The following is a 16,237-nucleotide window of genomic DNA, read 5'->3' as shown; positions in this document are numbered from 1 at the left end:
GAATCATTTGTTCTGAATCTGATGAAAACATTGACCGAAAGAAGTGGGAAGCTTGCAACCTGCTTTAGCTTCCCCTTCATTTAAATATTAACTTTATATGTTTCGTTCTGTTTTAAATAAAATTTAGTCTCATTCCTGCCCAAGATAATATACCAATCTCTTCCGAGTTCCATACGGCAAGAAAACTTCCTTTCATCTCCGAGGTGAAGATCAAACCAATCGCCACATCGCATCTTGTAACCTGTATTATCACCCCAGAAGACCACCCAACAATCTAGATCTTCACTATATTTCATATCTTTCCTGCCGCTCTTCATGACAGTTCCCCCTGAATGACGTGCTTTATCATATGATCATCAATGATCCGACGGCCATTTTGAGCTCCATAAAGGAGGCTATGTGTACATACTTTATTAATAAGTCTTGGGGTTCCACCGGAAAATCGATGAATTTCCTCTAACGCACCATCTGAAAAGATTTGCTGTTCAACTCCTGAATATTCAGATGTCGTGAGACATACGCATCTACTTGTGCCCGATCATAATGACTTAATTTGAACTGAATATCGATTCTTTGACGAATGGCTGCGTATGATTGAAGACGTAGACGGTCCCATAATTCACTTTGACCTCCAAGGATTAGTGCCATCGGGCTTTGTGCATCCATCTAAAAATTGAGTAAAAATCTAACTTCCTCAAGCATCTCACGGTCTAAGGTGAGACTCATCAACCACGACGACTGGCTGAATTCCATGAATACCTCTCATTAACTCGATTTCTCGATGAAGCTGCCGTTTGGCATCGCCTCTATAAAACTTTGCTTCTGAACCTAGCTGTTCTAACAGACCTTTATAAAAATGCCTAGGTGTTAGCTTTGAATCTGATAAATAAAGTACTCGAAATTTCCCATGATCAAGGCCATCTACAAATTTCCGAATCGTGGTTGTTTTCCCTTTACCACAATCCCCAGTTAAAACGGAGAACAGCTGCCTTTCTGCTGTATACCTTAATCGACCTAAAACCTCTTGCATCGTAATGGAATCATAAAGTTGAGTAGTAGGCACATCTCTTGTAAAAGGGGTATTTTTCATTCCATAAAATCCTTCAAACATCGCCATTCTCCTTCCAAACAGCACGAAAAGAAACGGCTGGAGCTTGATCTTTTTTTCTTTCTTGATGCTTCTGTTCAGCTGCTTTAAGTAGTCTGGACGAATCAGCTTTAGACGCTTGGAGGTCTGAAGGTAATGTTGGACGTTTTCCGGATCTTCCTCCAATTACAAGCTTTTTTGCTCTCCAAGGGGAATAACCCTCATACTCAATTGTTAACTCTTCTAAATCCGCAGGATCATAGACAACATCCACTTGACGACCAATAAAAGAAAGACCAACTTCATATTTCTGATCCATAGAACTAATACCTCTCCAGCCATTTGGGGGCGTTCCCCACCAGTCGTCCTATTCTATGAAGTGCAGTCTCTGAATTTGCTGACGTCAAATTCAAAGGGACCTTATCCTGATTAGTTCTAAGCACAATAGATATAAGACAGTTAGCCCAGTAATCTACGAAATAATTAAACCATTCAAACCAACGAAATAAAGTAGATTCATCAGCTGGACATCATGTGTAGAAGGGTTCGAAAGAACCGACTCTATACACTGTGCCTTATATCTCTTATATGGAACTAAGAAATCTGGTAATTCATGATGAATCCGGTCGCACTGATCACAACCTAATCGCCAATATTATATCCCTTTTGTCTCTCCAGAACTTTCTCTTGCTTTTCTTTCTCTAGTACCAATTACGCTCATGCCTTTCCCGCAACAGGGCGAAGGAATCCTCCCCGCACCTCTAACCAAAAACTCCATTATTTTCAATTAGTTTATAATCTGTTAAAATAAGCATATAGTTTTTTAGGGGACGTCTCCCGTATACCTGTTGGCGCAGATATACATCATGGGAGGCGTCCTTTCCTTTCTCCAGAATTAGGGATTATTAATGTCGAAATGTTTCGAATTTTGTATATATGGACATTATAACCGTCTAACTCTGGACAGGCAACACCGTCAACTTTCGGTCATTTTTGAATGGCAATAACAGATCATATTCAATCTCAATCTATGATTCACTATATATTGGTTTTAATTTATTACTGGAACCTCCAATAACCATCCAACATTTCAAAAAAGTGACTTTGATTCATGTCAGTAAGGTTCACTAAAAAAGGAGTCTCCCCTTTTTCTTTTATTACCTTAGCAGCTGGACCATCTCCAATGGGTGTACAAAATAATAAATTAGTTCCGTTCAATTTTACTATTCTACAACGTGCATTAATTTCCGTATCAAGATACTCCTCGCCTTGTTTAAGGCCAAACAATTTCTTCCAAGTTTCTAATGTCTCATCCAAATTATTGACGACAAAACCAACACTTTCCAATTTTGGTTGGCCTAATATGTGTGACCCTATAAGTCCTTGGTCATCTATTTCCGAATACCTTTGTTCATCTGATTTTTCCCATTCAATAAAAAATGGTAAAGAAACCTTTTTTTCCTTGTGTTCAGGGAATAACAATGACCACCTGATTACGTGACCATCATCACGAACTCTCTCCCCAGTAAGCGGTCCATATACTGTAAGTCCTTCTGCTTTAAGTTTTACTGCTAGTTCTTCTATTTGATTTGTTCGAATCGCCACTTTCGCAGGACCTTCCCGACTTTCTTTTGCTAGCTGTTCAACGATTTGCGTAATCAATCGATTTTCACTATGTTTTTCAGCTATTGATAAATTTTCAATTCCTAAAAATTCAATATAACTTAAGCCAAAATAGGTTAACGTATTATATGTTCCCCAAGATTCATGACGGCCTCCCTTCACAACATGAATTCCTTTTTGTTTTAAGGGTAAAATTGCTTTCTCTGGTTTCGTAAAGAACCAAACAAGGTGATCAAAGAAAAAATCCATTATAGTACTCCTTTCACTCGATATTGTGTGTTAACATGGCTTCTATTCTGATGCTAATCTAATTATCGTTCAATTTGCTTTGCCATCAAGAAACATCCTTTTCATTTAAATGAATGATTTCAGCAACTGCCTTTTCAGCTGACTGCAGGGCCCCTTCAAGATGTCCACTAAATTCTGAATTCGTCTCTGTACCAGCAAAAATAATTTTCTTTTCCCATACACCTTCTACTGGTGGTGGACCATAGCTTTGGTAATTTTTTAGAGGACTTAAGTCTTCCTCAACAGTGGTTTCAGAATCGCTGGACCAATCTTTATAAAAAATAGCCTTTAAATTTTCAGCTTCACTTCCAAAGAGTTTAACTAATTGGCCAACAACCAATTTTAAAACGTTATCTTGTACCATTTTTTTTCGTGCTTCTGATGGCATTCCGAAGAAACCAAATAATGCACCAGGGCCTTTATTAGGAGAGGCATCATATATTTCTTCTAAGGGACCAACGGCACTCAATACATATCCAGAAAGTCCTGATTCTCTCCAGAAGGGACGATCATAGACTGCAACTACCTTGGCCTGTCCCGCCATCCATGTAGGTTTTTCTACAATGTCATTCATAAGATTTTGGGGGAGCGAAGGAGAAAATTCAATGTGACGCGCCACAAGACGAGGTGGTAATGCTAGAATAACGGCTCCTGCAGGAATTTTTTTCCTCTTTCCATCAGAAAGTTCTGCTTCAACTGTGATATCACCAGCATCATTCAGTAGAATTTTCTTCACTCGTGTTTCTAGTTCAACTATTTCTGAGGGAATGGTCTCTGCTAGAGCATCAATAAGAGACTGCACACCTCCAGTCAATCGGACCCATTTTTCGTCGGAGTGTTCTTTCAGCTCACAGCGCTCTGGTGGCTTGATTTGAAATCGTTCTATAAGTATTTCGCCTTCCTTATATTGTTCGAAAGTTTCTAAATTTAGTTCTTTTACAAGATTAGCAATTTGGCTCTCAAACTGTGGCCAAAACCACGTAGGGCCAAGATCAAATTGACCTAGGTCAGGTCTGCTTGGATCAGAAGCACTCAAAACCCTTCCACCAATCCTATCTCTTGCCTCTAGTACCCAAAATTTAATGCCTTTTTCAGTAAGCAGTGATGCAGCACGCAGGCCACTTAAACCCGCACCAACAATGATTACAGGCTTGTTCATATTTTTTCCTCCTTCTGACTGTTCCTATGTTGTATCATTTTATTTTAGAAGGGTTATTCCATTTTATATTGGTCCCCTTTAAATGAGCTTTCCCTATGTGAAAAAAATGTGTTTTTATGATTGGGTCAAATCTATAAAAGAGTTGTTTCTTTTTCTAATTCACGATGCAATACTTCTCCCATAAGTTTCATACCTTCAATAATTTTCTCTTTAGGCATATTTGAGTAATTTAAACGTAAAGTATTTTTCTTTGTTCCATTCGGAAAGAATGGGGCACCAGGAACAAAAGCAACGTTATTTTCCAAACATTTAACGAATAATTCCCCAGAATCAACAGATTCAGGAAGCTCGATCCAAATAAATAATCCACCTTCTGGCAAACTATAGTTTATATTTTTGGGGAAAAATTCTTTGATACAGGATAACATAGCTGTGCATCTTTCTTTATAAACAGCTTTGATTTTATGAATGTGTTCTTCGATATTGTAAAGTTCCAAATATTTAGCTGTAATTCTTTGAGCAAAGCTGTCAGTATGTAAGTCAGCTGTTTGCTTAAAAGCAACATACTTTTCAACGAAAGATTCGTCTGCACAAATCCATCCAAGTCGTAGACCGGGAGCAAAAATCTTAGAAAAGGTACTTATATAAATTACCCTGCCCTCTGTGTCAAAGTGTTTCACAGGCGGAAGTGCCTCTCCAGCAAATCTAATCGCTCCATAGGGATTATCCTCTACAATCAATACATCATATTGATTAGCGAGCTCAATCATTCTCTTTCGTCTTTCGAGCTTTAATGTGCGGCCTGTAGGGTTTTGGAAATCTGGAATCGTATAGATAAATTTGGTGTTAGGATGCTCTTGCAGCTTTTTCTCTAGCTTCTCCATCACCATACCATCATCATCCATAGCTACTTCAACAAATTTGGGATTATATGACTTGAATGCATTTATTGCGGCAAGATAGGTTGGGCTTTCACAAATAATCGTATCTCCTTCATTGATGAATATCCTACCAGTAAGGTCGATTGCTTGCTGGGAGCCTGATGTGATAAGAACATTTCCAAGCGGAGAGTTGATTCCAATCACTTCCATCCTCTGACAAATAGCTTCTCTTAAAGGAATATACCCTTCAGTCGTACTATATTGAAGAGAAGCCGCACCTTCTTCATTCAATACAATATTGCATACATCCTTAAGAGCTTCTACAGGAAACAACTCTGGAGCTGGCAGGCCTCCCGCAAAAGAGATAACATCTGGTCTTTCTGTTACTTTTAATATTTCACGTGTCTCAGAAGGTTTTACTAAATGAGTTCTCTCAGCAAATTTATTTTCCATTGATCATCATTCCTTTTTTATCTTAGTAATGGATTTCAGTTAACTATTATTTAAAAAGTTTACTAGCTACCTTTGCTCCTAATTACCCTGAATTTTCAGTTATTTTTTATTAGACCTTACTCTGATTACTACCGGCCCACATAATTAATGGGATAACAGTAATGAATGCAATCACTAGCAATTGGAGCATACAGAGCCCTGCATCTTAGGCCGAGGGGACGGTGGGGTTGCATCGACAAGGATTGTAGTGCTAATTCTAGTTCATATAATCCGCCAACTAGATTTGTAATATTTTAACACGCACAAAAAAGCCATACAACATTATAAGTGTATGGCAAACAATTTTTCAATCACTTTATTACTATGGAAAATATCATTATTATTTAGAAGGTGCTCAAATAGAGAGCAAAGATGGTACATTCATATTATCATTTTCTTTTAATAGTTTTGCTTCTCTAATAATGTTTGTAATCGCTATTTTGACATTCTCCGGAGTCGTTGCCAGGTTCAGTCTGACGTATCCTTTATAATCTGTACCGAACCATTCCCCAAAGTCCACAGCTAGTCGACAGCGAGCTTGAATAAATTCTGTTGTTTTTTCTTTTGGAATAATTTTATTTAAGTCCATAAACATTAAATATGTTCCTTCTAGAGGTGTAACTGTAATTTCCGGAAGCTCTTTATTAAGGGTATCTCTTGCATAAACAAAGTTTGAATAGATAACGCTTTTCAAGGATTCTAACCACTCACCCCCGCCAGAATAACCTGCCTCTGTCGCAGTAAGTCCCATCGTATTAAAATCTGTCTGATTCACTGTTTTTATATATTTATCATATTTTTCTCTTAGTATATCGTCTGTAATGATAATGTTGGAATGAATCAGTGCTGCTAGGTTGAACGTTTTTGAGGCAGAATTCACTGTAATAATTAAATCCCGATATTTTCCGCCTTTAACTACTGCAGCAGGAATATGTTTATGATCCCCGTAGGTAAAATCTTGGTGAATTTCATCTGACACAATTAAAACGTTATGTTTCTTGCAAATTTCAAATAGTTTATCTTGTTCTTCTTCCGTCCAAACTCTGCCAGCTGGGTTATGTGGAGAACAGTGGATATACAGTTTGGCACGGCTATCGATGATTGCTTGTTCGAAACGGTCATAATCAAGGGTGAAAATACCGTTATCATTATTTAATGGACAAGTAATTAGTTTCCGACCACAATCACGAACAGCATTATGGAATGGATAATATACTGGAGTGAGAATGATTACAGAATCTTCAGGTTCAGTAAAAGCATTAATAAACCAGTAAAGCGCAGCAACGACACCAGTCGAATAGCGAATCCATTCTTTTTTCAATGGAAAAGAATATCTTTCCTCCATCCATTTGAAGTATGCATCAAAATAACTTTGTGGAACGTAAGAATAACCAAACACACCATGGTTCACGCGATTTGTAAGAGCTTCTGTAATGGTATCTGAGGTCCTAAAATCCATGTCCGCTACCCACATGGCAAGTAGATCTGGATCCCCAAATCGTTCTTCTAATAAATCCCATTTTAAAGATGTTGAATTATTTCTCTCAACTTTATACTTTTCTACAAATTCTTCCATATTCATGTCTGGTCTCTCCCTTTTTTGCAACTACTTCTATATTAATTCACTGAATCAAGAAGCTCAACCCAATAATAATCCTTCTCTGGTTTACTGTATCAAAACTACCATTCTAAAAAGCTAATTGTATTGCTTTTTTCATCGAACCAGATTTGAATAATTCCACCACAGAAAAACCATACAATTTTTAAAATTGTATGGTAAAAATATTATAATGTACCATTTACAATCGATTTAACACAACATTTAAATCCAAAGTCTGTGTTCCATCTTCTATTTCAAAAAATGGAATTCCTATTCCTCCTGCTTCACGTATGGCATCATAAAGGGCATTATTTTCCCTAACGTACAAATAATCCTTTAGCGCAGAAAAGCTTGCAGAAAGATCCGCAAAATCGATATTGGCATTTTTATCTTTCAGTTTGCTGAGAGCGTATAATGTATCAGGGCACAAGTGGCTTCCAATTACTTTTACATTCATAGTGTTCATCCACCTTTCAAATTTATATTTATAAATTATTTACTACTGGTTTTTTGGCATGACAGCAATCGCTTCTATTTCACAGAGAACACCTTTCGGGAGTTCCTTTACCGCTACGCAGCTTCTAGCAGGTTTTGATACAAAATACGTTGAATATACCTCATTAAAGACCGCAAAATCCGCCATGTCTGCTAGGAAACAGGTAGTCTTAAATACATATTCAAATCCACTTCCTGCCTCTTCAAGAATCGCTCTCACATTTCGGCAACTCTGTTCTGCCTGTTCTTTTATAGTATTTCCTACCGTTCCATCTTCTGGATTTACCGGAATTTGACCTGAAGTATAGATCAATCCATTCACTATAAACCCCTGTGAATATGGTCCAATTGCTCCTAGTGCATGTACGGTTTCTATTAGTTTCATCATCACTTTCCTCCGATATTTTATATATTTGGGTTCTGCTATAATTTAAATTTCAACAGATTTCTTCATCTAGTAAACCCGATTAAACGGATCCCATATGTTGCATTCCTGTAAACCGGTAATTTCTAAAGTAAAAATTAACCGCCAAAGTCTTCTAATGGATCGTTTGCTATATCTGTATCGTTAGCTGTATCCTTTACTGTTTCTTTTTTTGTATAAAACTTATAAGCTATAAAAACTATTACAACCCATACAGCCGACACTACCAAGGACATTCTTTCATCCGGTAAGAATGCCATACATACTATTACAACAGCCATAAAGAACAGGCCGAAATAATTGCTGTACGGATAGAAAGGCATCTTGTAAGTAAGTTTGTCAACTTCATTATTTTTAATCTTTATCTTCCTAAATTTCAAATGACTTATTAGAATAGCAGACCAGTTACAAATTAAGCCAAAGACAGTAACTGAAGCAAACAATGAGAAAACTTTTTCGGGCATAAGGAAATTCATTAAAACTCCAAAAAGCATTGAGGCAAAAACTAGGATAACTCCAGCAAATGGTATATTTTTACGGTTAACCTTGCCAAGTATCGCAGGAGCGTTCTTTTGTAAAGCCAAGTTGTAGAATGTACGGGTGTTGGCAAAAATACTAGAGTTTACTGCAGATAATACTGCTGAAATAACTACAAGGTTCATAATGGAAGCGGCAGCTGGAATATTCATTTTAGTAAATATCTCAACGAAAGGGCTTCCTTTCGAACCAGCAGTATTCCATGGGAAGATTGTTACCAAAATAAAGATGGCCCCTACGTAGAAAATCATAATTCTCCAGAACACAGCGTTAACAGCTTTAGGAATAGTAGTCTTTACATTTTTTGCTTCTCCAGCTGCAAATCCGAGGTTTTCAACTCCGCCAAATGCAAACGCTACCATAACAATCGATAAAATAAATCCATTCATTCCAGTCGAGAAAAATCCCCCATGGTTTACAAGATTACCGACTCCGACCGGATTACCATGATTGCCAACTCCGAAAATAATCATTAAAGCTCCAAATATGATCATAAAAACAATTGCTGTGACCTTAATCAAGGATAACCAGAATTCAGTTTCTCCATAGATCGATACGCCAATAATATTAATGGTAAACATGATCACTACCACTGCTAAAGCGCTTACCCATACTGGTATATTAGGAAACCAAAACTGTACATACTTTCCAAGTGCATTAAGATCGGCTGCACTTGTAGCAATTAAGAAGATAAATGCGTTCCAGCCAGATAGAAAGCCAGCAAAGCGATGAATATAACGATTCGCATAGGATACATACGTTCCCGACACAGGTTCTTCAACAGCCATTTCACCCAAAGCTCTCATAATGAAGTAAATGGCTATCCCAACTATTAAATACATCAGCAGAATTGCAGGTCCTCCTTGACTAATAGCCCAGGAAGAACCATAGAATAGACCGGTTCCAATTGCACCTCCTATGGCGATCATCTGGATGTGACGATTTGATAGATCTCTCTTCAAGTCTTCTTTTTCGTAAGACTCTACGTGTACTTTGTCACTCATTTTTTTCCTCCCTCTATAGTGGTGATCGCAGAAAAGATATATAAAAACAGTAGTGTTTACCCTAAATGTAATAATAAAGACGTTTCCCGGTTATTTAATAATCTCTTTCTTCAAATAGCGAAATCAAACGGTACCACTTAAAAATCGTTTTCGTTCTCCTACTAACCCGCTAGCCTTCCAATCGCTAAACCTGCTGTTCACCACCATAGAGGAAGACCGATCAACCATGTTACAGTTCTCAAACCTCCATTTTCACATTCGTTTCGGATTCTGGAATTTCTTCATTCTTGGCATTGATTGCATCACAGATTCGTTTCAGGCCTTCAGCCAATACAGATTTCGGGCAGGCCAGATTTAACCTAATGTAGCAGTCTGAATTCTGTACAAACATATTCCCCCCTTCTAATAGAACACCAGCCTTATAGGCAAAAAACATAGGAAGGTTCTCATTCTTATCGAAGTAAGCACTTACATTTACCCATGCAAGGTACGTTGCTTCCGAAATTTCAAAAACTGCTTTTGGTAAATTTTCTGATAGATAATTTTTAGTAAAAGTAAAATTATCATCCAGATAAATTCTAAGTTCTTCTAACCAAGGTTCTCCCTTTTCATAAGCAGCTTGCGCACCGGCAACACTTAAAGGATTATCAAAATTGTAATGTCTTGAAAGCCAGATTTCTCTTAATCTTTCATCTGGAATAATAACATTCGAAAGCATCAGTCCCGCTGTGTTAAATGTCTTACTCGGAGCCATACAGGTGATCAATTTTTCATACTCAGGAAATACTTTTGCTAATGGAATGTGTTTTTTATCTCTCCTTAGAAGATCACAATGAATCTCATCTGAAATAACCCATAAATCGTTTTTGACACATATATCGCCCAATCTTCTAAGCTCTTCTTCAGTCCAAACCCGCCCTGTAGGATTATGTGGATTACATAAAATAAAGAGAGTCGTTTTTTCATCGGCTGCTTTTCGTTCAAAATCCCCAAAGTCAATACGATAGCGACCTTGATCATTAACTAAATCGGAGCATATAGCCTCACGGTGATTATAATCTGCTGCATATTTAAAATAGGCATATGAGGGAGTTAAAAAAATCACCTTTTCATCTGGCTTGCAGACATACTCAACCAGTTCAAATAAAGCAGGTATAATTCCATTAGACATTACTAAGTGTTTTCTTTCAAAGCTCCATCCATATCTTCTAATACACCAATCTACAAAAGCTTTATAATAAGAATCAGAGAGTATTCGGGTATAACCAAATATTTTATATCTAATCTTTCTTTTATTCCATCGATGATTACCTCTGGTGTTGCAAAATCCATATCTGCCACCCACATTCTGATAAACTCCTCATCTTTGTAAGGAAACGTCATCGAACCATCGTTGTCACCGAAAATATATCCACGGAAACCATCTGTACTCATTGCATTTGTATTTCTTCTGTCAATAATTTCGTCAAAATTATACATAAGCTCATCACGCCTTCTAAATTTTTGTTAAGTCTACTTAACCGGTTAAATGTTCCTTTCTAGTTATTGGAATATTCGAAAAAATATGTTTTATTGGGATTCCTCTATCTGTAATCATCATAACAGGCACAAAAAAGCCACACAACATAATGATTGTATGGCGAACAATATTATTTTGTGTGGCAAACAATCATCGTGTTGTATGGCGACTACTATTAGGTGAGATTATTTAATAAACGTTTAAGGATCAGCAATCCTTGCTCAAGCTCTTCAAGCATTTCTGGTGCACAGACAGCAATCCTTACAGCCCGCTCTGGACTACTATTTCCAACTACAAACCGTTCAGCAGCATACACTTGTACCCCCTGCTGTGCGGCTAACGTTTCAAATTCAGCACCTGTAATTCTACCTGGTAATTGCAACCATCGAAATATGCCTGTTTCAGCACCTAAACACGCATAGTCTGCCAAATATCGATTTACGACTTGGTTTATACGAATGGTTTGTTTCCGATGCTCCTCAATTAAGACTTCAAACTGATTCGATACAATCGTACGTGCAGCCAGTTCTGCTAATAGAGGGGAAACTGAGATATTCAAATTATAAAGTGCCTTTGAAATTAACTGCTTATACTGGTTCGGCACCGCCACATAGGCTAGTCTTAACCCCGGTGCTATTGATTTAGATAAACTTGCAATATGGATGACCTGTTCTGGTGCAAATGATGCAATGGCTGGAATTGTTTTTTCTTTGTGGAGATGATATGTCGCGTCTTCAATAATGAACTTATTATACTTTTTGGCAATGGTTGCAATGGCTTTTCTATTCTCTACTGACATACAGCGAGTTGTCGGATTATGATAATCTGGTATTAAGTATATCCCTCTAATATTCTCATTTTTACACGCATATTCAAAGGCATCCGGACTCATTTCATTGTTCTCTGATTTTATCGGCACTATTTTCAAACTAAGCATCGCTGCAACAGTTTTTAAGCCCGCGTAAGTATGAGGATCAGCACCAATGCAATCTCCAGGGTGACAAAGACTTGCCAGTGTGGCAGCAATCGCATTTTGACCCCCATTTGCAAATAAAATGTGATCGACTGTTGTTTCAAACCCGCCTTTTCGGATAAGCTTTATAGCGGCATCCTTTTGCCAAAGACTTTCGCCTGCTCGACCATAACCAAACCATTTTTCATAATTTGGCTCTTGCAGCATACCTTTCAGTTGGTTCAAGAGTGGTTCGTAAGAAGCATTATCTGGTAGTGTTGCTCCCATCTCTATTAAATGCTTTGGCTTTGTTTCTTCAAGTAAATACGCATTCGATAACGCATCATATGATACAAAGGTGCCACTTCCAACTGATGAACTTAACAAACCCTTTAACTCACAGACTTTAAAAGCTTTTGAAATGGTACTCAAATTTAAATCTAAATAATCGGCCAATTCTCGCTGTGGGGGCAGTTTTGTCCCCGGTATTAAAACCCCGTTTAATATGTCCTCTTTTAATTGTTCTGCGAGTATTTTATAAATTGGCTTTTTGGTTCTATCAATGGATGGCTTCCAGCTCATCGGATAGTTTTCAAAAGAATTAATCGGCATGATACTCATCCTTTCTCGTACAATTATATGATTGTGTGGTTTATAACACAATTATAATTTGTATCTTAGGAAAATAAAAACTGCATCTCTAAATAGAGACACAGCCTTTATCCTTTTTTATATCTACCTTTAAGGATTTTCGCCCTTCTTTACTACTAAACTGCACTGAATGATTCATCTTAAAATACTACAAGTGGGCTACTAAATAGCCTCCTATAAATCTTACATATTCATCATATCATGTCCACCAGCTGAACTGGATCCTAAAGCAGGATCAATCATTCCGAAAATCATGGCAATATGGGCTACGACCAAGAAAATACTAACAAAGATTGCATGAATTTTAAGTCTCTCTTCTTCTGTTTTATTTCTATAGATAAGACCTAGATCAAGCAGTGCCATACCGAGGAATGGGATAATACCAAGCAGATAGAAAGTAACAGCTACTACATCAATCCAGCCTTTCCAGTCTCCGTTAACAGTAAGAGGGATGTAGGCTGTCTTCATTAAGTAAATAAATATACCAGTAAAATAAACTCCTGCAAAAATACCGGTAAATTTATTTAGTTTTCTCAAGGCACCATCTAATTTTCTTGTGAATAAGATAGCAATTTCTGTAATCGCCAATATTTCAGCACAAATAACCGGAACTGCCATAAAAATTAATAAATTCCAAGGCTGATTGTCTGCGAGTAACCCCATGTAATGCGTCATGTTCATGATTAACTCTCCTTTATTTATCTGATACTCTTAATATAAGAAAAAAGTATGCAGAAACTTAGCAGAAACTTTGAAGAAAATGTGTAAAATGTCGAAAAAGACAAAAAGCCGTAATCCCATGGGATTACGGCTTTTTAGATTTAAGTACTTTCTATTTGAGATGGACTAGTTGGGGGATTTGTTAATATATCCTGAAATTTGTTAATATCTTATGAGATTTTGTTAATATCAAATTGAATTTTGTTAATATCCTCAAATTTTTGTTAATATCCGCCTATAATTTGATAATAAAGTATTAACGCACTAAAGGATACCAAAATAATTAGCCAGAATCTTTAAAAACGATGTTCAAAATACAGTAGAAAATGAACTGTAGGAGGGATGATTTTTTCTAAAGATCATAATCTCCTACAGCTCATCTTTACAATTTTACTTTTTGTAAACGTAACGCATTGAGAACCACCGATACTGAGCTGAACGCCATGGCTGCACCTGCAAGCCATGGTGCAAGTAATCCGATAGCAGCGACAGGAATACCAAGCGTATTATAGGCAAGAGCCCAGAATAAATTCTGCTTTATATTACGAATCGTTTTCTTACTCATGAAGATGGCATCGGCAATACTATTTAAATCCCCGCGGATAAGGGTAATATCAGCCGCTTCCATTGCAACATCAGTACCAGTTCCAATAGCCATTCCGATATCGGCAATCGCAAGGGCGGGCGCATCGTTGATTCCATCACCAACCATTGCAACCTTCTTCCCTGCCGCCTGCAAATTCTTTATTTCATTGGCTTTTCCTTCAGGAAGAACTTCAGCAATAACATGATCAATACCAACTTGTGCAGCTATAGCTCGTGCAGTCTGCTTATTATCCCCCGTAATCATGATTACTTCGATTCCCACGTTTTTAAGGCGGCTTATCGCTGATTTGGACGTTTCTTTAATGGTATCCGCTACGGCAACCATACCAGCATATTGATTATTAATTGCAACCAGCATGGCTGTTTTACCAACCTTTTCTAACTCGTCCATTTGACCATAAGCCTCTTCTGCAGTTACATTGTATTTACTCATTAATTTCCTCGTACCAACTAATAGTTCTTTGCCATCGACAGTTGCCTTAATACCAAATCCAGGGATTGCTTCGAACTCCGTTACATCCTTCAAAGGAATCTCTTTTTCCTTGATTCCTTGAACTATGGCTTGTGCTAATGGATGTTCCGATTGTTTTTCGGCAGAACCGACTAATGAGAGGAATTCATCTTCTTTGAGAGTTTGGACGGTTATTACATCTGTTAAAACAGGTGTTCCGTTTGTAACAGTACCCGTTTTATCTAATACAACAGTAGAAATTTTATGGGTCATTTCCAAATGCTCCCCCCCCTTAAACAGAATGCCAGATTCCGCTGCACGACCAGAACCGGCCATTATGGATGTTGGCGTTGCTAAACCCAATGCACAAGGACAAGCGATAACTAAAACGGCAATCAATTTTTCTAGTGCTTCTGCAAAATCGCCAGGAGCCACCCATACATACCAAACGATAAAAGCTAATATTGCTAGTGCAACCACAATAGGAACAAACACACCAGAAATCTTATCAGCAAGACGTTGGATTGGTGCCTTGGAGCCCTGCGCTTCCTCTACTACTTTTATAATCTGGGCTAAAGCCGTATCTCTGCCAACTTTTGTTGCCTCAATTAATAAAAATCCATTTTTGTTGATTGTAGCTCCGATTACCTCGTCACCAATGGTCTTATCAACCGGAACACTCTCTCCTGTAAGCATTGATTCATCAATCGCAGAATGACCTTCCAAAACTTTGCCGTCTACCGGTATTTTATCACCGGGTTTAATACGAACAATGTCACCAGCGATTACTTCTTCAATGGGGATTTCTTGTTCTACTCCCTCTCTCTCAACAATGGCTGTCTTTGCCTGTAGGCCCATCAGTTTTTTAATCGCTTCTGATGATCTTCCTTTAGCTCTTGCTTCAAAAAGCTTTCCAAGAATAATCAGCGTAATAAGAATCGAACTAGTCTCATAATAAAGGTCTACGGAATGGTTCATACCTCCGATCGACATCAATGATAAATATAAACTATAAAAATAAGCTGCCGAAGTACCTAAAGCCACTAGAACATCCATATTGGCGCTTTTATTTTTTAATGCTTTATAAGCTCCAACATAAAATTGTTTACCAATAAAAAATTGTACTGGGGTAGCTAAAGCTAATTGGACCCATGGATTCATAAACATTTTTGGAACCCAAATAAACGAAGTGAATGAAAAGTGACCCACCATTGCCCATAAAAGTGGGAAGGAAAGGATGGCAGAAAAGATAAACTTCCTTGTTTGTCTTTCAATTTCCTTTTGTCGATGATCACTAGTTTCTTTTGCATCTTCCTTTATTTGAGCGCCATACCCAAGGGTTTCTACCTTTTTAATAATTTCACTTTGGTTTAGGACCGCACTGTTGTACTCTACAGTCGCTTTTTCGAGTGCCAAATTGACATTTGCTTTTAAGACACCATTTAATTTGGTTAAACCCTTTTCTATCCGTGTAGCACATGCTGCACAAGTCATACCAGTTATGTCAAACTCCGTTTTTTCATTAACAACATCATAACCAAGATCTTTAATTTTTTTTTCAATGTCTTCAATATTTATCTTGTCAGGATTATATTTCACATTGGAACGCTCTAAAGCAAGATTTACATTTGCTTCTTCCACGCCTTCTAATCTTTTAAGACCTTTTTCGATTCTCACCGCACATGCGGCACAGGTCATACCTGATATTTGTAAATTTGTTTCTTTCACCTTTTGACTCATTTTAAAGT

At 37.5% G+C, this 16,237-nt stretch carries 16 protein-coding genes and 1 pseudogene; all 17 read right to left on the bottom strand.

The genetic code is table 11. The features are described from left to right. Positions 1–80: 80 nt before the first annotated feature. The 17 genes and pseudogenes from J7E81_RS04570 to J7E81_RS04500 all read right to left on the bottom strand — a co-directional run bounded on the left by J7E81_RS04570 (position 81) and on the right by J7E81_RS04500 (position 16,229). A complete protein-coding gene (locus J7E81_RS04570; protein ID WP_215040927.1) occupies positions 81–317 on the bottom strand; it encodes a DUF5348 domain-containing protein in 237 nt (78 codons plus the stop codon). 139 nt (positions 318–456) lie between these two features. Continuing rightward, positions 457–648 (bottom strand): hypothetical protein, encoded by a 192-nt coding sequence (locus tag J7E81_RS04565; protein ID WP_215040926.1) that lies wholly within the window; start codon positions 646–648, stop codon positions 457–459. 55 nt (positions 649–703) lie between these two features. Next, a complete protein-coding gene (locus J7E81_RS04560) occupies positions 704–1,111 on the bottom strand; it encodes an ATP-binding protein (protein ID WP_251028419.1) in 408 nt (135 codons plus the stop codon). Then, positions 1,104–1,415: pseudogene (locus J7E81_RS04555) on the bottom strand (transposase); the annotation flags it as partial. The gene J7E81_RS04560 and the pseudogene J7E81_RS04555, both read right to left, overlap by 8 nt. Positions 1,416–1,559: 144 nt before the next feature. Then, positions 1,560–1,709 carry a DUF6431 domain-containing protein gene (locus J7E81_RS31260; protein WP_374103988.1) on the bottom strand — a complete coding sequence of 50 codons (150 nt, stop codon included), beginning with the start codon at positions 1,707–1,709 and terminating at the stop codon, positions 1,560–1,562. A 437-nt stretch (positions 1,710–2,146) separates the two neighbouring features. Continuing rightward, positions 2,147–2,959 carry a VOC family protein gene (locus J7E81_RS04550; RefSeq protein ID WP_215040925.1) on the bottom strand — a complete coding sequence of 271 codons (813 nt, stop codon included), beginning with the start codon at positions 2,957–2,959 and terminating at the stop codon, positions 2,147–2,149. Positions 2,960–3,044: 85 nt separating this feature from the next. Continuing rightward, entirely contained in the window at positions 3,045–4,157 is a 1,113-nt protein-coding gene (locus tag J7E81_RS04545) for a flavin monoamine oxidase family protein (RefSeq protein WP_215040924.1), read from the bottom strand. 131 nt (positions 4,158–4,288) lie between these two features. Then, positions 4,289–5,491, bottom strand: coding sequence for an aminotransferase-like domain-containing protein (locus J7E81_RS04540; RefSeq protein WP_215040923.1), 1,203 nt, complete (start codon positions 5,489–5,491; stop codon positions 4,289–4,291). A gap of 394 nt (positions 5,492–5,885) precedes the next feature. After that, a complete protein-coding gene (locus J7E81_RS04535; protein ID WP_215040922.1) occupies positions 5,886–7,112 on the bottom strand; it encodes a MalY/PatB family protein in 1,227 nt (408 codons plus the stop codon). A 217-nt stretch (positions 7,113–7,329) separates the two neighbouring features. Next, positions 7,330–7,587 (bottom strand): hypothetical protein, encoded by a 258-nt coding sequence (locus J7E81_RS04530; RefSeq protein ID WP_215040921.1) that lies wholly within the window; start codon positions 7,585–7,587, stop codon positions 7,330–7,332. 42 nt (positions 7,588–7,629) lie between these two features. After that, positions 7,630–8,013: a RidA family protein gene (locus tag J7E81_RS04525; RefSeq protein ID WP_215040920.1), complete on the bottom strand. Its 384-nt coding sequence runs from the start codon at positions 8,011–8,013 to the stop codon at positions 7,630–7,632. A 134-nt stretch (positions 8,014–8,147) separates the two neighbouring features. Then, on the bottom strand, positions 8,148–9,590 hold the full coding sequence (locus J7E81_RS04520) for an amino acid permease (RefSeq protein WP_215040919.1): 1,443 nt from the start codon (positions 9,588–9,590) through the stop codon (positions 8,148–8,150). A gap of 238 nt (positions 9,591–9,828) precedes the next feature. Next, the gene (locus J7E81_RS04515; RefSeq protein ID WP_308162147.1) at positions 9,829–10,803 is read right to left on the bottom strand and encodes a MalY/PatB family protein; all 975 of its coding nucleotides are present in this window, start codon (positions 10,801–10,803) and stop codon (positions 9,829–9,831) included. Positions 10,804–10,811: 8 nt separating this feature from the next. After that, positions 10,812–11,069 carry a hypothetical protein gene (locus J7E81_RS30825; RefSeq protein ID WP_285291993.1) on the bottom strand — a complete coding sequence of 86 codons (258 nt, stop codon included), beginning with the start codon at positions 11,067–11,069 and terminating at the stop codon, positions 10,812–10,814. Positions 11,070–11,284: 215 nt separating this feature from the next. Further along, positions 11,285–12,673, bottom strand: a complete 1,389-nt coding sequence (locus J7E81_RS04510) for an aminotransferase-like domain-containing protein (RefSeq protein WP_215040918.1) — start codon at positions 12,671–12,673, stop codon at positions 11,285–11,287. 222 nt (positions 12,674–12,895) lie between these two features. Further along, complete coding sequence (locus tag J7E81_RS04505; protein ID WP_215040917.1) at positions 12,896–13,393, bottom strand: DUF6803 family protein; 498 nt, start codon at positions 13,391–13,393, stop codon at positions 12,896–12,898. 421 nt (positions 13,394–13,814) lie between these two features. Beyond that, positions 13,815–16,229, bottom strand: coding sequence for a heavy metal translocating P-type ATPase (locus J7E81_RS04500; protein WP_215040916.1), 2,415 nt, complete (start codon positions 16,227–16,229; stop codon positions 13,815–13,817). Between the last annotated feature and the right edge of the window lie 8 nt (positions 16,230–16,237).

The organism is Bacillus sp. ISL-18 (genome assembly GCF_018613415.1).
Classification (GTDB): domain Bacteria; phylum Bacillota; class Bacilli; order Bacillales; family Cytobacillaceae; genus Neobacillus.
The sequence above is the reverse complement of the archived record's forward strand: the minus strand, read 5'-3'. Positions and strand labels throughout refer to the sequence as shown.